Source organism: Paenibacillus sp. FSL W8-1187 (genome assembly GCF_037965485.1).
GTDB lineage: Bacteria > Bacillota > Bacilli > Paenibacillales > Paenibacillaceae > Paenibacillus_O > Paenibacillus_O pasadenensis.
On record NZ_CP150181.1, the window covers coordinates 3,995,275 to 4,014,133 of the forward strand.

20 protein-coding genes are annotated in these 18,859 nt (G+C 64.2%); 5 read left to right on the forward strand and 15 right to left on the reverse strand.

The genetic code is table 11. The features are described from left to right. The first annotated feature begins 2 nt into the window (after window positions 1–2). The 4 genes from NYE40_RS17280 to NYE40_RS17295 all read left to right on the forward strand — a co-directional run bounded on the left by NYE40_RS17280 (window position 3) and on the right by NYE40_RS17295 (window position 3,291). Window positions 3–524 (forward strand): hypothetical protein, encoded by a 522-nt coding sequence (locus NYE40_RS17280; RefSeq protein ID WP_052333282.1) that lies wholly within the window; start codon window positions 3–5, stop codon window positions 522–524. Window positions 525–815: 291 nt separating this feature from the next. Further along, window positions 816–1,145, forward strand: coding sequence for a YtpI family protein (locus tag NYE40_RS17285; protein WP_043111396.1), 330 nt, complete (start codon window positions 816–818; stop codon window positions 1,143–1,145). A 239-nt stretch (window positions 1,146–1,384) separates the two neighbouring features. Further along, entirely contained in the window at window positions 1,385–2,785 is a 1,401-nt protein-coding gene (locus tag NYE40_RS17290) for a PepSY domain-containing protein (RefSeq protein ID WP_339278727.1), read from the forward strand. A gap of 17 nt (window positions 2,786–2,802) precedes the next feature. Continuing rightward, window positions 2,803–3,291, forward strand: a complete 489-nt coding sequence (locus NYE40_RS17295) for a FixH family protein (RefSeq protein WP_028599099.1) — start codon at window positions 2,803–2,805, stop codon at window positions 3,289–3,291. 103 nt (window positions 3,292–3,394) lie between these two features. Here the strand turns inward: NYE40_RS17295 and NYE40_RS17300 are convergent, their stop codons facing one another. The 8 genes from NYE40_RS17300 to NYE40_RS17335 all read right to left on the reverse strand — a co-directional run bounded on the left by NYE40_RS17300 (window position 3,395) and on the right by NYE40_RS17335 (window position 10,739). After that, entirely contained in the window at window positions 3,395–4,069 is a 675-nt protein-coding gene (locus tag NYE40_RS17300) for a hypothetical protein (protein WP_028599100.1), read from the reverse strand. Between the two features lie 948 nt (window positions 4,070–5,017). Further along, the gene (locus NYE40_RS17305; protein WP_052333283.1) at window positions 5,018–5,527 is read right to left on the reverse strand and encodes a TlpA disulfide reductase family protein; all 510 of its coding nucleotides are present in this window, start codon (window positions 5,525–5,527) and stop codon (window positions 5,018–5,020) included. Between the two features lie 2 nt (window positions 5,528–5,529). Continuing rightward, window positions 5,530–5,658 (reverse strand): hypothetical protein, encoded by a 129-nt coding sequence (locus NYE40_RS17310; RefSeq protein WP_276203377.1) that lies wholly within the window; start codon window positions 5,656–5,658, stop codon window positions 5,530–5,532. A gap of 66 nt (window positions 5,659–5,724) precedes the next feature. Next, window positions 5,725–6,477, reverse strand: a complete 753-nt coding sequence (ccmA, locus tag NYE40_RS17315; RefSeq protein WP_052333284.1) for a heme ABC exporter ATP-binding protein CcmA — start codon at window positions 6,475–6,477, stop codon at window positions 5,725–5,727. After that, on the reverse strand, window positions 6,470–7,288 hold the full coding sequence (locus tag NYE40_RS17320; RefSeq protein ID WP_028599101.1) for an ABC transporter permease: 819 nt from the start codon (window positions 7,286–7,288) through the stop codon (window positions 6,470–6,472). Before NYE40_RS17320 ends, ccmA begins: the two co-directional genes overlap by 8 nt. A gap of 3 nt (window positions 7,289–7,291) precedes the next feature. Continuing rightward, window positions 7,292–7,909, reverse strand: coding sequence for a nitrous oxide reductase accessory protein NosL (locus tag NYE40_RS17325; RefSeq protein ID WP_339278728.1), 618 nt, complete (start codon window positions 7,907–7,909; stop codon window positions 7,292–7,294). After that, window positions 7,906–9,255: a NosD domain-containing protein gene (locus NYE40_RS17330; protein ID WP_339278729.1), complete on the reverse strand. Its 1,350-nt coding sequence runs from the start codon at window positions 9,253–9,255 to the stop codon at window positions 7,906–7,908. The genes NYE40_RS17325 and NYE40_RS17330 overlap by 4 nt, the downstream gene beginning before the upstream one ends. Before the next feature lie 137 nt (window positions 9,256–9,392). Beyond that, a complete protein-coding gene (locus NYE40_RS17335) occupies window positions 9,393–10,739 on the reverse strand; it encodes a DRTGG domain-containing protein (RefSeq protein WP_052333287.1) in 1,347 nt (448 codons plus the stop codon). Between the two features lie 153 nt (window positions 10,740–10,892). Here NYE40_RS17335 and NYE40_RS17340 point away from each other — a divergent pair, with 153 nt between their 5' ends. Next, complete coding sequence (locus tag NYE40_RS17340; RefSeq protein WP_339278730.1) at window positions 10,893–12,998, forward strand: amidase family protein; 2,106 nt, start codon at window positions 10,893–10,895, stop codon at window positions 12,996–12,998. A 212-nt stretch (window positions 12,999–13,210) separates the two neighbouring features. Here NYE40_RS17340 and NYE40_RS17345 read toward each other — a convergent pair whose 3' ends face one another. From NYE40_RS17345 to NYE40_RS17375, 7 genes are read right to left on the reverse strand one after another with little or no spacing between them, the layout of a single operon-like run. Further along, window positions 13,211–14,248 carry a hypothetical protein gene (locus NYE40_RS17345; RefSeq protein ID WP_052333289.1) on the reverse strand — a complete coding sequence of 346 codons (1,038 nt, stop codon included), beginning with the start codon at window positions 14,246–14,248 and terminating at the stop codon, window positions 13,211–13,213. 14 nt (window positions 14,249–14,262) lie between these two features. Then, window positions 14,263–14,871: a hypothetical protein gene (locus NYE40_RS17350; protein WP_028599104.1), complete on the reverse strand. Its 609-nt coding sequence runs from the start codon at window positions 14,869–14,871 to the stop codon at window positions 14,263–14,265. Further along, window positions 14,868–15,488, reverse strand: coding sequence for a hypothetical protein (locus tag NYE40_RS17355; protein ID WP_052333290.1), 621 nt, complete (start codon window positions 15,486–15,488; stop codon window positions 14,868–14,870). The genes NYE40_RS17350 and NYE40_RS17355 overlap by 4 nt, the downstream gene beginning before the upstream one ends. Window positions 15,489–15,506: 18 nt before the next feature. After that, entirely contained in the window at window positions 15,507–16,517 is a 1,011-nt protein-coding gene (locus tag NYE40_RS17360) for a hypothetical protein (RefSeq protein WP_052333291.1), read from the reverse strand. Next, complete coding sequence (locus tag NYE40_RS17365) at window positions 16,510–17,379, reverse strand: permease-like cell division protein FtsX (protein ID WP_028599106.1); 870 nt, start codon at window positions 17,377–17,379, stop codon at window positions 16,510–16,512. Before NYE40_RS17365 ends, NYE40_RS17360 begins: the two co-directional genes overlap by 8 nt. Continuing rightward, window positions 17,354–18,037 (reverse strand): ABC transporter ATP-binding protein, encoded by a 684-nt coding sequence (locus NYE40_RS17370; RefSeq protein ID WP_240479025.1) that lies wholly within the window; start codon window positions 18,035–18,037, stop codon window positions 17,354–17,356. The genes NYE40_RS17365 and NYE40_RS17370 overlap by 26 nt, the downstream gene beginning before the upstream one ends. Further along, entirely contained in the window at window positions 18,034–18,858 is an 825-nt protein-coding gene (locus NYE40_RS17375) for a dipeptide/oligopeptide/nickel ABC transporter ATP-binding protein (RefSeq protein ID WP_052333292.1), read from the reverse strand. Before NYE40_RS17375 ends, NYE40_RS17370 begins: the two co-directional genes overlap by 4 nt. Between the last annotated feature and the right edge of the window lies 1 nt (window position 18,859).

Here is an 18,859-nt window from a genome sequence, read left to right on the forward strand (position 1 = left end):
CGATGCGAATTCCTCCGTTCGAGCGCTTCGTCCGCTTCACGCAAGGCGTCGGCCTCGTGCTCGCCGGCATGGTCATCGGGGCGGCCTTTTATCATGCTTTGTTCCAAGCGCAGTTCGACCGGGCCGCCAACCAGATCGGCAAGCTGGAGGATCAGCTCAACGAGCGCGACAACGACCTGAGCAAGCTGAACCAGTTCAAGGAGCAGCACTCCGTCATCAAGACCGTCCAGATCCGCTTCGAGGAAAGCTCCGACGCGGCCGGGCTCGACGAGCCGACGAAAGCCCGCCTCAAGGCGATGCTGCACAAGGATCTGCTCGTGCTCGAGGGCCAGAGCATCTATGAGATCGACCGCGAGTCGCGGCTCGCGCGCGAGCTGCTGGCGGGCAAGGTGTACCGCGACAAGGACAAGAGCTTCTCGCTCGAGATCAAGACCGTGCTTGTCGTCGACAACAAGCTGCAGGTGTGGGCGAGCATCCGCCGCCGCGGGCCGGAGATCAGCAGCAGCGCCGAGCCGGAGGACTAGCGCGGGCCGGGATAGCGTGAGCCGGACGAGCCGCAGAACCAGCATGGACCGGAAGAAACGCAGGGCTGGCGCAGGCCGGACGAGCCGGTCGAGCCGGTCGGACGGCTTCGCCGAGCGGAGCTTTTATGATACAATGGCGCAAGGCGGGCTGGCTCTCTCCGTCCTCTGGCGGCGATGCACGTCTCGCATCCAGAAAGACAAGATCTGCAGCCGCGATGCGCCTTTGCATTTGCTTGTCTTTACCAAAACCCCCGGGCCTGCCGCCCATTCCAAAGGAGAAATCTCGGCTCTATGAACGACTCCGTCGCCTGGCTGCAATGGGTGCTCATTGCAGGCATCGTCCTCAGCTGCACGCTCTCGGTGCTGAACAGCTTCCGCTCGCGCCGCACCAAGGACGCGAACCTCAAGATCCTCTACGCCGCTCAGATGAACATCAGCATGGGCACGATGCTCATCCTGATCGCCCTCATCCAGATGTTCCTGTACGAGGGCTCCACGATCCGCGTCATCGTCGGCGCCGTGTTCATGCTGCTCGGCCTGTTCAACATCTTCGCCGGGCTGCGCAACCGCAGCATCATCCGCGGCGTCATCGCCCGCGCCGCCGAAGGCAAGTCCCGCTGACGCTGACATCCAGCCGCTGCCGCGCCCCCGAATCCGGCCTGTCCGGACGGGGGCGTTTTTCGGTTTGCCTTTTTCGCCGCCAACGAAAGAACGCGAGTCGTCGTTTTTTCCCCCGATCCGTCACTAAAATTTCACCCCAGCCGATGACGTCCATAGCCTGAAAGAGTCATGTCCTGCTCGCCTTCAGCCCCTATACTGGTTCAGTCATGATTCAATTCAACCAGGGGGAGTCGTTTCGAATGAGCACTCAGCTTGCAGGAGCAACGCCGGGAACGAAGGCGCGGCAGAAAGGATTGCTGCCGGCGCTGTATCAAAGCGTCTGGAGATGGCATTTCTATGCCGGGATCATCTTCGCGCCGTTCCTGATTCTTCTCGCCGTCAGCGGCGGAGCCTATCTGTTCAAGCCTCAGATCGAAGGCCAGCTCTACAAGGATCTGCTGACGGTTCGAGAGGTCGGCCAGGTCCGGATGTCGCCGGACGCCTTGTCGGCCGCCGTGCGCAAAGAGAACCCGGGACTTGCCATCCAATCGCTAACGCTGCCGTCCGACGCGCGATCCACGGTCAAGATGAGCGTCGTTCAGGGAGGCGTGCCGACGACGCTGTACGCGGATCCTTATACGGGCAAAATCGCCGGAACGCTGGATTCCGACAAGACGTTCTCTGCCGTATTCAAAAAGCTGCACAGCCAGCTGCTTCTGCCGGGAACGCTGCCGAACCGCATCGTCGAGCTCGCGGCCTGCTGGGGGCTCGTGCTGACGGTGACCGGCTTGTATCTATGGTGGCCGCGCGGACGGTTCAGCGTCTGGGGCACGCTGCTGCCTCGCCTCGGCAAGCCGGGCAATCGGCTGTTCTGGAGAGACCTGCACGCCGTGCCTGCGTTCTGGCTGTCGATCCTCATCCTTGCCCTCATCCTCACCGGCTTGCCTTGGTCGGGCGTGCTGGGCGGCCAGATCGACAAGGCTGCCAACGCGACGAACACGAACAATCCGCCTTACGCCTACTCGTTCATGGGCGCGCCGGAGTCGGTCACGCGCGCCAAGGACATCGCCGCGGACTTGCCCTGGGCGGCCGAGAGCCTGCCCGTGCCGGCATCGGCGCCAGGCGGCTACGTGCCCATCACGGTGGACGAGGTCGCCGGCATCGCCGACCGCCAGCATGTGCAAAGGCCGTATACGATTACGATGCCAAGCGGCGAGACAGGCGTATATACGATCTCAACCGCCGATGCCAAGCCATGGGATTCGGCCACGCTTCACGTCGACCAGTACAGCGGCACCGTGCTGACCGATGTCCGCTATGAGCAATACGGCGTCATGGCCAAGCTGATCACGCTCGGCATCGCCTTCCACGAAGGGAAGCTGTTCGGCATCGCCAACCAGCTGCTCGGCCTGCTCGCCTGCCTCGGCCTCATTCTCATCTCCGCCGGCTCGTACGTCATGTGGCGCAAGCGGGCTCCAGCCGGCAAGCTGGGCGCTCCGAACAAGCCGCGGGAGAAAAAAACGTCGATCGGCGTCCTGATCATCATGGCCGTCCTCGGCGTGCTCATGCCGCTCGTCGGGCTTTCGCTGCTGGCCGTGCTCGCGCTGGATTGGCTCGTCATTCGCCGCGTGCCGGCGCTGCGCCGCTGGTTCGCGGTCTGAAAGGGAGGTCGACGACAATGAAACGAAATCGGATCGCAATCGCCGCCAGCGCGCTGCTGGCCGGCGCATCGATGCTGCTCGCCGGCTGCCAGGCGGACACTTCAGGGCTTGACGACAAAGGCTTCAAGCCCCATCTGACCGTCGATCTCCAGCTGCCGGAGCAGCTGGAGCAAGGCCAGGAAGGCCGCTTCGCCATCGTCGTGAAGGAGAACGGCGAGCCTTATGACGGCTTTTATCAAGCGCGCTTCCAGCTGTGGCCCGAAGACGGCTCGTCCGCTCCGGTGACCGCGCAGGCCGAGAAGACCGCGCCCGGAACGTATTCCTTCGTGCAGGCCATCGGCCCGGAAGGCGTCTACCGGATCAAGTTCAGCGGCGTCTCGGCCGACTACGAGATCATGCCGTCCAAGCGCTTCGCGATCGGCTCCGAAGCCGTCGAGGCGCTGGCCGAGATGGAAAAAGCCGGCGCCGCTGCGGCAGTTCCGGCTCCAGCCGGACATCATCACTGAGCGGCGGATCGACGCGGAACGGGCGGGAATCCTCGACACCGCACGGTCCGGCCATCCAAAGCCTGCCTGCTTGGCCTCACAAGCCAGGCAGGCTTTTTTTAGATCAGGTTACATCGTCCTTCCATGCGGGAAGCCAGTAGCGGCAAACTCTCGTTCCTTTCTGGACGGGAACCAGCCATCCTTCTGCTGCCAGCTTCCTCATGTACCGCTGGGCCGTTTTTGTATGAATTCCCAATTGCTCAGCTGCTCGATGCGGATATAGATATCCGTCCGTTCTCCGGGCAACCTGCAGCAAGCCAGCCTCAATGGGAGAGAAGCGACGCTCGGAGCCGGATGAAAGGTCAAGTCGGGACAGGATGGCTTGAAGAAGGCTTTGGACCAGCTGCGGCTCGGAGGCAAGCGCGTCATAGGGAACCGACACCGTCCGGTAGCCGAGTCCATAGAGATTCATTTCCCTCAGCAGCTCCCGGGTGTACTTTGTGCGGTCGCTCTGTTGGACATGCGGGCCGTAGCCCTTGATTTCGAAATTCAACCGGTATGCGCCGCGAAACCAGACAAAATCCAAAAAGCTAGGCGAGCCTCGCCAGTCACGCACCTCATATTCCGGATGCAGGCCGTCAAAATGGCCGAACATAGGCCACCAGACACGCTCGAGAAAGAGCCTCTCCCCATGGCCGTGTCCTCTTAGCAGGCGATCCTTTCTCTCTCCGGATCGAGACTGGACATGCTTTTGAAGCCATAAAGCGTGAGCCGATTGAAACTCAGCGAGTCCTTTCATGACGCTCCTCCTTTTCAACAAAAAACGTCCTGTTTGATTGCCCCTCGCCCATCTTAAATGGGGAAGGCAATCGAACAGGACGTTCTTCGTCACGGTTATTCTTCTATGGAAATACTCTACCATTTTATGCCGGCTTCGGCAATAAGAACAACCAAGGCAATTTCAGCTCCCTTGCGGCGTCGACTCGGCTGGTTGCGACCAGCCAAGGCACTCTGGACTCCCTCGCGGTGTCGACTCGGCTGGTTGCGACCAACCAAGGCACTCTCGACTCCCTCGCGGCGTCGACTCGGCTGGTTGCGACCAACCAAGGCACTCTCGACTCCCTCGCGGCGTCGACTCGGCTGAATCCGACCAACCAAGGCACTCTTGGCTCCCTCGCGGCGTCGACCAGGCTGGTTCCGACCAACCAAGGCACTCTCGACTCCCTGGTGACGTCGACTCGGCTGGTTACGACCAATCAAGGCACTCTCGACTCCCTCGCTGCGTCGACCCGGCTGGTTCCGACCAACCAAGGCACTCTCGACTCCCTCGCGGCGTCGACTCGGCTGGTTCCGACTAACCAAGGCACTCTCGACTCCCTTGTGGCGTCGACTCGGCTGGTTCCGACCAGCCAAGGCACTCTCGACTCCCTCGCGGCGTCGACTCGGCTGGTTCCGACTAACCAAGGCACTCTCGACTCCCTCGCGGCTTCGACTCGGCTGGTTCCGACCAGCCAAGGCACTCTCGACTCCCTGGTGACGTCGACCAGGTTGGATTCGACCAGCCAAGGCACTCTCGGCTCCCTCGCGGCGTCGACTCGGCTGGTTGCGACCAACCAAGGCACTCTCGACTCCCTCGCGGCGTCGACCCGGCTGGTTGCGACCAACCAAGGCACTCTCGACTCCCTCATCCGCCGGACCGATGCCGATCTAAAAAAAAGCATAGAACCGTCAGGACAGAGCTTCTGCCTTAGCGCGCCGCGTCCAGCGCATCCAGCACCTCGTCCGCGCTGGCGAATTCGCCCTGCACGATGCGCTCGATGCGGCCGTCGGGCCCGATGATGAACGAGGCCGGCAGCGCCCGTACGCGGAACGCGCCCGCCGACTCGCCGGCAGCGTCGGAAGCGAGCGGCAGCGCGATGCCGCTCGCCTCGGCGAACTCCGTCATCGTAGCGCGGCTGTCGCCGACGTTGACGACAAGCACCGCGCCGCTCCCCTGCGGCCGCTCCGCCAGCTTGGCCGCAGCCAAGTCGATGCGCGGCAGCTCGCGCTTGCAAGGCTCGCACCATGTCGCCCAAAAATGGACGAGCACCGGCTCCCCCCGAAAGTCGGCGAGCCGCAGCCGCGTTCCGGTCCCCGGCAGCGCCGCCTCGATCGCCGGGGCCGGCTCGCCGACCGCGATCCGCCCGTCGGACGCTCGCGGAGCGCCGCCGAGCAGCAGCCAGCCGATAGCTGCGGCCGTTCCCGCCAAGACGAGCAAGCTCAGCCAGGCTGCCGCCCGCCTGCGCCTTGGCCGACGGACAGAACCGTCCGCCCCTCCGTCGTCTTCACGCCCGACAATCGGGCCACCGCCCTCTCCTTCGCCGCCTTCACGCCCGGCGTTCGGGCCACCGCCCTCTCCTTCGCCGCCTGCCGGCCCGGCGCCCGTGCGGTCGCGATACTCCTCCGACGAAGCGCTCACGTCTGCCCCCGCTCTGCCGCGCCGCCCGCCTGGCGGCTGTCGGTGAAGGCCGCGTGCAGGCCGCCGCTGCCGTATTGCCGCAGCAGCTCCGCGACGGAGCCCTGGCGCACCGCCGAGCCCTCGCGCATGAACACGACCTCGTCCGCGCTCGCCTCGGCGACCGGGAGCTGATGCGTGGAGTACAGCACCGAGTGGCCTTCCGAGCGCAGCTTGCGCACAAGCTCCACGAACGAGTCCATCCAGTACGGATCGAGCCCGTTCGTCGGCTCGTCGAGCACGAGCAGCGGCGGCTTGGCCAGCATCGCCTGGGCGAACAGCAGCCGCTGCCGCATCCCTTTGGAGAAGGCCGTCACCTTGCGGTCCCGCATGTCCGCGAGGCCGACCTCCACCAGCGCCTCTTCGGTGCGGCTTTTCGGCAGCCCGCGCAGCGACGCCCAGAACTGCAGCGTCTCCCATGCGGTCAGGCCGCGCGCGAACGTATAGTCGTCGGGCATGTAGCCGAGCTTGTCCGCATAAGCGCGCCGGTCCTGCTGCCAGCGCAATCCGTCCACCTCCACATGGCCGGACGTCGGCTGCAGCAGCCCCATGACGAGCCGCAGCAGCGTGCTTTTGCCTGCGCCGTTGCCGCCGCACAGCGCCAGCACGCGGCCCGCTCCGAGCTCCAGCGAGATGTCCCGCACGAGCGTCTGGCTTTTGATCGTTTTGCCGACCTGCTCGACGCGCAGCAGCGGCTTCGTTGCGTCAGCCATGACGCCGCCCCCTTTCCCAAGCCCAGACGGCGATGCCGCCGGCTCCAGCGATCCAGGCGAGGCAGATGCCCGCGAACAGCAGCGGCCCCCAGCCTCCCGCCATCACCTCGACCCAGCGGTAATAGTCCGGTCCGAGGATCGAGCCGCCGCCGAGCCGGACGACGACGAACAGCCGCACCAGCTCCGCCGGATTGAGCAGCGTCAGCGCGGTCAGCGCCGGCTTGATCCATAGATACGGCAAGTAGCCCAGCGAGGCGATAAGCAGCGTCGGCCAGCCGATGACGGTGAAGAACCAGAAGGCGACCGCATACGTCAGCGCCTGCCAGCGATTCGCCGCCACGGTGCCGATCAGCAGCGCGACGGCCAGGTACAGCAGCACGAGCAGCAGCGAGAAGACGAGGAACAGCAGCAGCGTCCGCAGGTCGAAGCCCCCGCCCGCAAGCGCGCCCGCGACTCCGCTGGCGCCGAAGGCGAAGGCGACGATCGCGCCAAGCACGAGCGACAGGCCGGCATATTTGCCGAAGACGAAGCTGGAGGTGCGCAGCGGATAGACCGCGAGCAGCTGCCAGCTGCCCTCTTCCTTTTCCGCCGTGAGCGAAAAGCTGCCGATGAGCAGCGTCATGAGCGGCAGCAGGTACAGGATCAGGCTGAGCATCGAGCCGGTCGTGCTCGTGTAGCCGCCGCCGGGGCTTTGCGCCCCGATCAGCAGCAGCAGCAGCGAGAAGATCGTGAACAGCACGAGGAACGAATAGGACCACGGGTTGCGGAAGCCGAGCTTGATCTCCCTGCGGGCGACATGGACCGCGTTCATCGCCTAGTGGCCGGAGCCCGCATTGGATGCGTTCTCGCTCATGTCCATGCCGCCTTCATGACCTGCGTTCTCGCTCATGTCCATGCCGTCGCCATGGCTCTCGCCCGCGTCGCCGTCGTGGGAATGCCCTTCGCCCATCATCATGTCCTTGTTCTGCTCCCAGCTGTGGCTGGCGAGCTCGGCCGCCGTCAGCAGCTGCCCTTTGCCCTGCTCTTGGGCGAACGCCTCGGCCGATGCCTTGTCCTTGAAGCTGACGACCCCGTACGCCATCGGCGTCTTCAGATCCTTGTCATAGACGTAATACGCGTCGGCGTATGCGATCCATTCCTTGTCGTTGTAGTCGCGAACGTACTCGCCGCCGATTTTCGCCGCGGCGTTTTTCGCTTTCCAGTCGTTCATGCAGCCGATATCGTCGAACTTGAACGTTTTGCCCTCCGTCGTCGTCAGCTGCGTCGCGAAGGCGTCGTCCTTGACGGTCATGTTGCAGATCGCGCATTTGTCGACGGACTCGTCGATCGGCACCGGACCGTAGTCCTTGGAGCCGCAGGCCGCCAGCAGCAGCAGCAGCGTCAGGAGCGCCGCCAGCGGCAGCGTCCGGCTCAGGCATCGTTTTGTTGTCATCGTTTCCTTACCCCCAATAAAATGATGGTCGACGCCGCCAGCAGCAGCGCCGCTCCGGCCGCGGCGGTCGCCTCTCTCGCCGCAGGCGCTGCGGAGTCCGCGGCGCCGGCGAGGACCGGCTGCTCCATGAGCGGAGCGCGGTCGCGGGTCCAGTCCGCGGAATCGGCCGCCATGAGGCCCTCGAGAAACTTCATGCCCGGCGACTGAAAGAACAGCTGGAACGCCGGCGTATCCTTCGTCAGCCGCTGGAAGAACGGATTCATCGGATAGGCCAGATCGCTCTTGCCGTCTCCGTTCGGGTCCAGGCCCTGGAACGCGTCCCAGTAGTTGCCCTCGATCCGGTTGCCCGCGCTGCCGTCGGCCATCGTCTCGATGACGTTGGAGACGAAGCGGTTGCCGGCCAGCTCGTTGTCCGCCGAGTCGAGTAGCTGGATGCCGACGAAGTTGTAGGAGACGTCGTTGCCCATCCATACGTTGTTCGCGGAGCGCTCGATGTAGAGGCCGACGCGGTTGCCGACCAGCTCGTTGCCGGTCACCTGCATGTCCTCGACCTCGTAGAACAGCATGCCCTGCGAGTTGACGCTCCCCTTCTGCAGCTTGAAGGCGTTGCCCGCGATCGTCCCGCCGCGCGACACCATCGCCATGATGCCGGTCACGTTATGCGAGCCGCGATTGCCCTCCACCTCGGTGTTCCTGGTGTACATCAGATGCACGCCATAGCGGGAAAAGTCCACGACATTGCCGCGGACGGCCGTATTGTTGCTGCCCTCCAGGTAGATGCCGTCGAACATGCTGCTGACGCGGTTGTTCTCGATCGTATTGCCATGCGACCGGTACAAGTCGATGCCGTTGCGCCGCTCCGAGGCGCGGGCGGAACGGCCGAGCAGCTCCGGCGTCGCCTCGACGGCATTGTTCCGGATGACCGAGCCGTCGGATTCCTGCAGCTGGATGCCGATCGTCCTCGTCACGATGCGCAGCCCCTCCACGCGGACGCCGTCGCCCTCGACGAGCACGGCCGCCGCCTCGCCGCCGCTGTCCTTGACGATTGACAGGCCGGAGATGGAGGCGAAGTCCGCGCGGACGGCGACCGCAGGCTTGTCCGCCGCTCCGCTATGGAGCGTGACGCCTTCGCCCTGCACGACGAGCGGCTTGTCGACGACGAGCTCCCCGTCATAATCGCCCGCCGGCAGCACGACCGTGCTTCCATGCGGCGCCTCGTCGATCAGCTTCTGCAGCGCTCCCGCTTCGGCCTGGGCGGCCTCCGATGCCGGGATCGGCCCTGCCGCGCCTGCGCCGACCGCGAGGACGGCGGCCAGCGCCAGGCGATACGCGATTTTGCCGATCATCCTCTCCTCCTTTCCGTCGATGCGCGTCCTTGGCGCCTGACTCCAGCATAATCGTCCGCGGGCGGCGCGGCATGACCCGTTGGAGCTATCCCCTGTGAAGAAATCCCGAACGAAAGCCGCGGCGGCGAAGAGCGCTTCTAGCCGTCCATCAGCTGCATCGACAGGATCGCCTTGGCGGCTACGCCTCCGGGATCCGACAGCTCGATCTCGAGCCTGGCGTTTTTGCGGCTCAGCTCCAGCACGGCCGGCTCCAGCACGAGCTCGGCGTCGATCGCCACCGGACGGAAGAAATACGTCGTCACGCTCTCGACCATATGGTCGCCTCGACCGCTCTCGCGGACCATGCGCCGCGCCGCCTGCAGCATGAGCGTCGAGAGCACGCCTTCGGACACAGTGCCCGGCATGCCGGACATCTGGGCGGCGGCGACGCCGGCGTAGCGGAAGCCCTTGGCGCTGCCGTCCGGCTTGAAGCCGGCCAGGATCAGCTCGTCGAACGTCTCGCCGGATTCGCCCTGGCGGCCGGTGATGCGCATCGCCTCCTGCACCTCCTGGCGCGTGATGACGCCGAGCAGCCGCCGGTGGCGGTCGACGACCGGCAGCAGGTCGATGCCCTCGGCGGCCATCGTATGCGCGGCCGACGTCACCGTGATGTTGGGCGCGGCGGTGATCGGATGACGCGTCATGAGCCGCTCCACGGGCGCGTCCGGCTCGGAGCCGGCAGCGTCCTTGGCGGTCATCATGCCGCTCACGCGGCCGCGCTCGTCGAGCACGGGGAAGCGGAAGCTGCCGGTCAGTCCCGCCAGCCGGTGGAAGTCGGCCGCCGTATCGCCGTGCTTCAGCACGTCGGCGGGACGGGCGAAGCTCATGATGTCCTCGATGAGCACGATTTTCTGCTTGATGAGGCGGTCGTACATGGCGCGGTTGATCATCGAGGCGACCGTGAACGTATCATGCCGCGAGACGATGATCGGCAGCCCGCGCTCGTCCGCAAGCCGCTTGGCCTCGTCGCTCGTATCGAAGCCGCCGGTGATGAGCACGCCCGCCCCTTGCTCGAGCGCGAGCCGGTGCGCCTCCTCGCGGTTGCCGACGATGAGCAGGCTGTCTTCATTAATATAGCGAAGCATCGCATCGAGCTCCATCGCGCCGATGACGAACTTGTGCAGCGTCCGCTGCAGGCCGCCGGAGCCGCCGAGCAGCTGGCCCTCGACGATGTCGGCAACGTCTCCGAACGTCAGTCCTTCGAGCGAGCCCCGCCGGGAGCGGTGCACGCGGACGGTGCCGATCCTTTTTTTGGTGGCGACGACGCCGAGCTCCTCGGCCTCCTTGATCGCCTTGTATGCCGTGCCTTCGCTGACGTCGAGCTCGCGGGCGATGCCGCGCACGGAGATGCGCGTGCCCGGCTCCAGCGCCTCGATGTGCCGGATCAGCTGCTCGTGCTTGGTCATCGTCTCGAGCGACGACGGGGGATGGTTATCGGGTGGCATGAGAGGTCCTTCCGCCTTTCCTTTCGCTGACGCTTCTTTTGTTCCCTTGATTATAACGAATCGGGCGGGCGCTGTCTTTTGCGCTCGCCTGCCGCTGGCGATATTCGCGAAGACCCGCTTCGACATCGTACATGCAAAGGCTCTAAAAATGCTTTGACAAGTCAATCGATATGCACTAAGATCCCTCGTGTAAGCATTCATTACATAGGGGGTTGTTTTGGCATGGGGATGAAGACAAAGAACTACCGTCGATTGTTAGGTGTTCCTGCCCTCGCTTCAATGCTTCTGGGAGGCGCCCTGCCGGCTTATGCCCTGAATGACAACGGAATGTTCGAAGAAGCGGCAACAACGACAGCTGCCCTGAACAGACTGAAGGCCGTCGTCGAAGAAGCGAAGAAGCTGCAGCTGAACGATTACCCGGCCGAGTATGCGGCGCAAGTCAAGCATGCCCTCTCGAAGGTAAGCAACCTCACTCCGAACAGCCCTGTTTTCAACATCGACCAGACCCGGCTTCAGCTGCGGGTCGCGATCGACACGCTCACGATCGACCTGCAAAAAGCAACGATCTCCGACATCCAGGCGATGGTCAAATCCGGCAAGCTCTCTTACGAAAAACTATTCCAAATGTATTTTTCTCGAATCGATCTGTACAACACCCATACCGTTCAACTCAATGCCGTATCGAGCCTGAATCCCAATGCGCTGAAGCTGGCGGCAGCCGCAGATGCGGCCGTGAAGGCCGATCCGTCCAAAGCAGCCGGCATGTTCGGCATCCCTGTACTCATAAAGGACAATATCGGAACCGATGACGCGGACGGCATGCCGACGACGGCAGGCTCGATTGCTCTCGCCAACAACTTCGTCGCCGACGACTCCTATGTCGCGGCGCAGCTGAAGAAATCCGGCGCGATCATCCTCGGCAAGACGAACCTGTCGGAGTTCGCCAACTTCATTACCCGCGGCATGAAGAACGGCTATTCGACGCTCAATGGACAAGTTCTCAATCCTTACTTGCCCGGAGTGCTCGATGTGTCCGGCTCTTCATCCGGCTCGGGCTCGGCCGGCGCCGCCGCGCTGTCCGCCATAACGATCGGCACGGAAACATCCGGCTCCATCCTCTCCCCGTCGATGCGGAATTCCCTGGTCGGCTTGAAGCCGACGGTAGGACTCGTCAGCCGCAGCGGCATCATCCCGCTGGCCCACAGCCAGGATACAGCCGGCCCCATGGGGCGCAATGTCGCTGATGTAGCGTCCTTGCTCACCGCAATTCAAGGCTATGACGCAAGCGATATTCCGATCAACATGGGCGTAGACAACGAAATTGTCGTCGACGAATCGTACCTGGCTCCCCGCATGGAAGACTATACGGCCTACCTGAAAAAGGACGGGCTTAAAGGCAAAGTGCTCGGCGTATACAGCATTCCCAATCAGGAGACTCAGCCTGATCTGTACAAGGCGTTCACCGAGGTGATCAAGACGCTGCAAGCGCAGGGAGCCTCCATCGTGTATGGCGCCAACGGCGCCGGCATGAGCAGCGAGCTGCCGGCGGCTCCGGCATCGAAGGTGCTTTACTACGACTTCAAGCAGGATATCGAACATTACTTGAGCTCGCAGAAAAACCCGATTGTGGCGAGCGACAAGCAAACCGTCATCAAAAGCCTCCAGGATGTCATCGACTACAACAAGAAAAACCTAAGCGTCCTGAAATACGGCCAGAGCATCCTGGAGGAGTCGGTCGCCTATGACATGACGCCTGGATCCGCCGATTATGCAAGCTACGAAAAGGATCGGGCGGCCGATATCGCCTACTCCCGCAAAAACGGCATCAACTATTTGCTTGACAAATACAAGCTGGACGCTCTTATCGGCTTGAACGGCGCCACGACCGGCATCGCCGCCAAAGCCGGTTATCCAAGCATCACCTTGCCGGCCTCTTACCGCACGGCGGAAGGCAGCAACGGGGAGCCGGTCAACCTGCAAATTACCGGCGACGCTTTTACAGAAGAGCAGCTCATTCAGATGGGATATGCCTTCGAGCAAGCGACTCACGCGCGGATCGCGCCGGGCATGGCGGTCAAAACCCGCCTGAAGCAGCTCCTCGACGATGCGGCCGCGAACGGCGTGAGCGGCGATGCCTACGATGCCGCTGCCGCTGCCTACAGCAGCAACTTCGCCACGCAAAAAGAAGTCGATGAAGCAGGAAACGCCCTGTATCTGAAGCTTTATCAATCGTGGTGGGCAGGATTCCTGCACATCTAGGTCCGTTGCTGCGCCAGATCCTTGGATCGGCGCAGGTTCTTTTTTCGGGGGCGATCTCATCATCGCGGCAGTCGCTCGTCGGCATGGAGGACGGGATGCTGGCCGTCTGCGTCATCAAGAAGCACGAGTCGGCTCGGGAGCGCGGCTGACGCGCACTTGAACGCAAAGAAGCGGACCGCCAGCAAAAACTGGCGGTCCGCTTCGATTCAAAATCATTCCGCCGGCTTGGCGTCTCTTCTTCTCCGCCGCCGCGCAGCTGCTGCGGCGAGCAGGAACAGCAGCGCGGCGGCTCCGACGGCTCCGACGGCAACCGCCGACAGCCTGCCTTCCGGCTGCGCCTGCGCCGACGCGGCCTCGCCGGCCGCGGCATGCCCCGCATGGCCGGCAACCGCATCCGCGCCCGCGTTCGCATCGGCCCCTGCATCCGCATCCACTCCGGCGGCTCCGCCTGCATCCGCTCCCGCAGCGGCTTCCGCAGCGGCTTCCGCCCCGGCCTCAGCCGCGCTGAAATCCAGCACATGCAGCGCGAGCTTCCGCGAATCCGCCGCATCGGGCTTCGTCCAGGAGCGGACAAGGACCTGCCCCTCCCATTGAGCGGGATCGGAGGAAGCCCCCATCACTCTCGGATGCTCGTAGAGCCGGTAGGACTGATCCCCGATCTGAACGTCATACCCATCCCGCTCCTCTTCGACGACGACCCGCTCGACGATCCCGGCAGGGCCGCTCTCGTAGCCCGCCTGCTCCGGCAGCGTCCCTTCGGAGAGAGGCTCCTGCAGCCTCTCGGACACGAACGCGGCGAACTGCTCTCTCGTCAGCTCGTCGTCCGGCCGGAGCTTCCCGGACGGCTCCAGCGTCAGCTCGCCGCCGAAAAACGCCCGGTTCACATCCCCATAGTCCGCATTCCCATCGAGCGATCCGATCAAGCCGGCCGACAGCGCGGACCGAGCCGCCTGCTCCGCCGTCGCGCCCGCTTCGGCCTGTCGATGGAACTCCGCCGCCCAGTAGGCGAGCTCCGAGCGCTTCAGCTTGTCCAGCGGCCTGAATGTCGTCTCATCATGGGAGTAGGCGATGATGCCCATCCCCGTCAGCAGCACGATCTCCTCCTGGGCGGGGGACAAGGAGATGTCCGCATACGCGTTCGCGCTGGTCACGACATGGGCGGCCGCCCGGAACGGATCGAGGGCCGCGGATGCCAGCAGCAGCATCGCCGCCAGCACGATTGTTCTTCCTCCCTTGCCCATCCGGAGCATCGCGAGCACGCTCCTTACAGCTCGCCTTCGGCGAGCCACGGAAGGAAGCCGTCGAGGAACCGCTCCGTCGCCGGCATGAAGTACGAGCCGTAATGGAATTCCGGGTCCAGGCTGGTGACGACCCATGTTCCCGCCGTGCTGCTCTTGTCGACGTAGAGGATCGCCCCGCCGTCCTCCGTCTCGACGAGCGGCACGACGTCTCCTTGCGGCCAGAACACGCCGTGGTAATGCCAGGTCGCATCCTGCAGCGTGATGTAGTTGTACAGGTCATGCCCGGGATTGCGCTGCTCGATTCCGCTCTTGGCGTTTTTGTCGAGCCACCACCAGAAGTTCGTCGGCCGGTCCTCCCAGTTCTGATTCGGCACGATCTGCTCGGCGTCGTTCGGCCAGAATACGACCACCGTTCCTCCTTGAGCCGCAAAGCTGTCCAGCAGCGGCTTCAGCTTCATCAGCAGGCCCGTGTGCAGCCTCGACGGAAGCAGCACGACATCGAAGCCCGCCAGCGACTCCGGCCCCATGTCGGGGACATAGACGATATCGGCGATGTATTTGCGGTATTTCGGCTCGTTCCAGGCGCGGTTCTGATAGGACAATCCGGAATATAAAGCGGCGATTTTTCTCATCGGGACGGCACTCCTTCTTGCAGCTGCTTGTATTCTTGCTCGATCCACGCCTCGACCCGCTCGCCGATCAGGCTCGTCGAGTCTCCGTCGCGATAGCCGAGCAGGTTGTAGCCGGAGCTGACCATGAGCGTTCCCTTCGTGCTGCTGCGGTCGATATACAGCGTCGGCTCGCCGTCCGGCAGCGTGAGCAGCACCTCGGCGCCTTCCGGGACCGGATGATGGCCGCGCGCGAAAAAGCCGGCCACTCCCTTTTTGTACGTCAGCTCGCTCGGGTCGACGCCCTCGAAGATCGGATGCTCCTTGGCGACGGTAATATGATAGTCCAGGTGGCTGTGGATCGTGCGCGGGATGAAGTCCGAGCCTCCCGGAAGCCAAGGACGGAACAATTGGCCGCCGAACAGGACGACCTTGCCTTGATCCAGAAAGTTCTCGATGACCGCTTTATGCTTGAGCAGAAACTCCTGATCGCTCGACCCGTTGATGACGAGGCAGGCGTAGGCGTCGAGCGAGGCATGCGGCAGCTCGTACATGTCGATGTAGCTGTAGCCGGTACTGCCCAGCACCTCTCCCATGACGCCTACCTTGATGTCCAATACGGCGATTTCGTGTTTTTCCACTTCCGTCTCTCCCTTGCGCTAATCGTTTTTTGCGACGACGACGATTCTTCCTTCCGCCTGCTGCAGATAGGCTTGCTCGCCTGCTCCGGGCAGGCGCCTCAGCTCCGCATAAGGCAGCTCGAAGCCCTTCAGCTCCTCCAGCGCTTTGTCCGGGACGGCGAAGCCGTTGTAGAAGCCGGCCTCCAGCATGAGCTGCGCGTCGCCGCGTTCATTTTGCAGCAGCTGTCCGATCAGGATGACGTTCGCTCCTTCCTGCTCGTAGACGGCATAGAGATGATCCGCGCGAAAATAGTAGGACAGCCCGCTGCGTTCGTTCAGCCAGCCCGCCGCCAGCTCCAGCGAGCCGTCCAGCGGAGACTCGGCCAGCCATTCGCGCCACGACTCCGCCACCGTTCCCGCATCCGCCAGCAAGGCGGCCTTCAGCGGCTCCTCGACTTCGCTCACCCAGTCGATATCCAGATAGTTCGCGATTTCTTCCAGGCCGAGCTCGCCGACGCTGTCCAGAAACGGCTGCCGCAGCGCGAGATTGCTCTCGATCATCGCGAGCAGCTCCTGGCGGCTCTGCAGCGACTGGCGCGTCAGCCCGACCTGCAGATAGCTCCGGTACAGCTCGTCCAGCCGATTGAGCTCGAGCTCGATCTGCCGCTGCAGCAGCCAGCGGCTGCCCAGGAGGTCCGTGACCGATCCCGCGCCGCGAAGCAGCTCCAGCGACAGGTCCAGCCCCCGATCCTGATAAAAAAGCAGCTTGGGCACGGCGGCTTCGCGGTTTTCCAAAAACGTCTTCCGCCTCGCGTCCAGCTCGGGCTCGAGCTTCGCGATTTCCCTTCTCGCCGTCTCCAGATCCTCGCGCAGCTTGTCCGTCGTGGACTCGTCGTAGACGACGGCCAGATACTCGGCGAACGCTCCCGTAAGATGGGCGTAAGCCGCCGTTCCGACGAGCAGGCTCGCCAGCACGGCGAGCACCGGCAGCAGTCCGGCCCTGCGGCGCCTTCCTGCTTGGCGAGGCTGCGGCGCGCTGCCGCTACGCATCGCGGATCCTCTTGCGCACGGCGGCATAGGAGGCGGCCGCGGCGAGGATCGGACCCGCCAGCGCCACCAGCAACGCAAGGACGACGATCGCCGGGCCGTCCAGGGAGAGGATCTCGCCGTACGCCTCCGTCAGCCGCCGCTTGACGGCCAGCCCGAGCGCGCTCAGAACGAGCGCGGCTCCGGCCCCGCCTGCCAGGCCGACGACCGCTCCCTCCAGCAGGAACTGCCCCCTGACATGGCCGGCGCGAGCTCCGAGCAGCAGCTTGAGCCGGATTTCCTTGCTGCGCTGATAGAGAGCGAGCCGGATCGCCAGGAACACGATCATGAACGCGAGAGCGAGCAGGAACGCCAACACCGCGAGGCCCGCCGACTGCAGCAGTCCCGACCAGTAGACGAGCTGCTGCGCGAGCTCCTGCGGGTAGACGACCTGCTGGATGCCGTCCATCCGCGACAGCTCCTGCGCCGCGAATTCCATGTCCTCGGCCTCCTTCAGGACGAGCACGACCGCGTCCGGCAAGGCTCCGTCGCGGAACGCCTCCAGCAGATAAGGCTTGCCGGCGAAAAAGGACTGCAGCTGCTCCAGCAGCTGCTCTCCCGTCTGCAGCGAGGCCGAAGCGACAAACGGCTGCTCCGCCAAAATGTCCGCCACCCGCGCGGAATCGATGCCTTCCTCCACATAAACCTTGATCTCGAGCTGGGCATGCAAGTAGTGCGATACCCCGGCCAGTCCGGCGCGCGCCATCAGCAGCAAGCCCATGACGAGCAAGGCTGCGAGGATGAGCGCCGCGGAGGCCGCCGAAGCTCCGGCGTTCCGCCTGACGCCTTTCCAGGCTTCTTTAACGTAATAATTCGCGATATTCATGCTTTCGGACCTTTCCCTCGTCGATCTCCCATGCCGTCGCCGGGAACGCGTCGAGCAGCTCCCGGGAGTGGGTCACGACGAGCATCGCCATCCCCGTCTCCCGCTGCAGCTCCCTCAGCAGTCCCAATACGCCGCTCGCCGTCTGCGCGTCGAGATTGCCGGTCGGCTCGTCGGCGAGCAGCAGCTCCGGCTTGCCGATCAGCGCCCGCACGATGGCGACGCGCTGCTGCTCTCCGCCCGACAATTGCGCCGGATAATCCCGCTCCCGGCCGTCCAGTCCGACCCGCTTCAGCAGCGTCGGAATCTCCTGGCGAAGCGGCCCGGACGCCATCCCGCGAACTTCCCCGGCCATCGCGATGTTCTCGAAGACGGTCTTGTCCTCCAGCAGCTCATAGGACTGGAAGACGACGCCGATCCGTCTGCGCAGCTCATGCCTCGGATAATCCCGCAGCGGCCTCCCCGCCACCTCGAGGCTTCCCTCGAATTCGACCAGCTCCCGATAAAGCAAGCTCAAAAGCGTGCTTTTGCCCGAGCCGGACCGGCCGATCAAATAAGCGAATTCTCCGCGTTCCAGCCGCAAGGCGACGTCCTCGAGAACGGTGCGGCCGCCATAGCGCACGCGCAGCCCTTCGGCCGCGATCATCGCTGCCGCCGTCATGGGTGAAACTCCCGCAGCGCCTGGACGAGCCGGAGCGTGAACGGATGCGCCGGCTGCTCAATGACCTGCGCCGGCGTGCCGCTCTCGACGATCTCCCCGTCGCTGAGCACGAGCAGCCGGTCGCAGAACCGGTAGGCCAGCGCCAGATCATGCGTGATGAGCATCGTCGCGGTGCCGCTGTCGCGGCGAAGCCGATCCATCAGCGCCAGCAGCTCGAGCCGGAGCGACGAGTCGAGCATCGAGGTCGGCTCGTCGGCGATGACGAGCCGCGGCGGATCGACGAAAGCGCGAGCGAGCCCGACGCGCTGCCGCTCTCCTCCGGACAGCTCATGCGGATAACGGGCCATATACCGCTCGGGAGGAAGCGAGACATTCGCAAGCGCCGTGCGCACCGCCTGCTCCAGCCCTGCCCGGTTCCCGCGATATTTCTTGCGGATCCGCAGCGGCTCCGCGACCAGGTCGGCGATGCGCATGCGGGGAGACAGCGACTCGTACGGATCCTGGAAGATCATCTCGATCCCGCTGGCCGCCTGGCGCCGTCTGGCGCCGCGCAGCCGGCCGATGGACTGGCCGGAATAAAGGATCTCTCCCCCGTCCGGCCGCTCCAAGCCGGCGACGAGCCGGCCGATCGTGCTTTTGCCCGCGCCGCTCAAGCCGACGATGCCGACGGTCTCGGTCGGCTGCACCTGGAAGTCTACGCCTCGCAGAACCTCCTTGCCCGCCGAGCTGAAGGCGGACGCCTCGTACTGCTTGCGCAAGCCCTTGACCGCGAGCAGCGGCTCTGTCGGAGGGCTTTCCGCCCGATTCGTTGAATGGCTCATC

Excerpts from the sequence above, each read along its gene's own strand:
- NYE40_RS17280 (WP_052333282.1), top strand. The coding sequence starts at position 3 with ATGCGAATTCCTCCGTTCGAGCGCTTCGTCCGCTTCACGCAAGGCGTC.
- NYE40_RS17285 (WP_043111396.1), top strand. The coding sequence starts at position 816 with ATGAACGACTCCGTCGCCTGGCTGCAATGGGTGCTCATTGCAGGCATC.
- NYE40_RS17290 (WP_339278727.1), top strand. The coding sequence starts at position 1,385 with ATGAGCACTCAGCTTGCAGGAGCAACGCCGGGAACGAAGGCGCGGCAG.
- NYE40_RS17295 (WP_028599099.1), top strand. The coding sequence starts at position 2,803 with ATGAAACGAAATCGGATCGCAATCGCCGCCAGCGCGCTGCTGGCCGGC.
- NYE40_RS17300 (WP_028599100.1), bottom strand. The coding sequence starts at position 4,069 with ATGAAAGGACTCGCTGAGTTTCAATCGGCTCACGCTTTATGGCTTCAA.
- ccmA (WP_052333284.1), bottom strand. The coding sequence starts at position 6,477 with ATGGCTGACGCAACGAAGCCGCTGCTGCGCGTCGAGCAGGTCGGCAAA.
- NYE40_RS17320 (WP_028599101.1), bottom strand. The coding sequence starts at position 7,288 with ATGAACGCGGTCCATGTCGCCCGCAGGGAGATCAAGCTCGGCTTCCGC.
- NYE40_RS17325 (WP_339278728.1), bottom strand. The coding sequence starts at position 7,909 with ATGACAACAAAACGATGCCTGAGCCGGACGCTGCCGCTGGCGGCGCTC.
- NYE40_RS17330 (WP_339278729.1), bottom strand. The coding sequence starts at position 9,255 with ATGATCGGCAAAATCGCGTATCGCCTGGCGCTGGCCGCCGTCCTCGCG.
- NYE40_RS17335 (WP_052333287.1), bottom strand. The coding sequence starts at position 10,739 with ATGCCACCCGATAACCATCCCCCGTCGTCGCTCGAGACGATGACCAAG.
- NYE40_RS17345 (WP_052333289.1), bottom strand. The coding sequence starts at position 14,248 with ATGCTCCGGATGGGCAAGGGAGGAAGAACAATCGTGCTGGCGGCGATG.
- NYE40_RS17350 (WP_028599104.1), bottom strand. The coding sequence starts at position 14,871 with ATGAGAAAAATCGCCGCTTTATATTCCGGATTGTCCTATCAGAACCGC.
- NYE40_RS17360 (WP_052333291.1), bottom strand. The coding sequence starts at position 16,517 with ATGCGTAGCGGCAGCGCGCCGCAGCCTCGCCAAGCAGGAAGGCGCCGC.
- NYE40_RS17365 (WP_028599106.1), bottom strand. The coding sequence starts at position 17,379 with ATGAATATCGCGAATTATTACGTTAAAGAAGCCTGGAAAGGCGTCAGG.
- NYE40_RS17370 (WP_240479025.1), bottom strand. The coding sequence starts at position 18,037 with ATGACGGCGGCAGCGATGATCGCGGCCGAAGGGCTGCGCGTGCGCTAT.
- NYE40_RS17375 (WP_052333292.1), bottom strand. The coding sequence starts at position 18,858 with ATGAGCCATTCAACGAATCGGGCGGAAAGCCCTCCGACAGAGCCGCTG.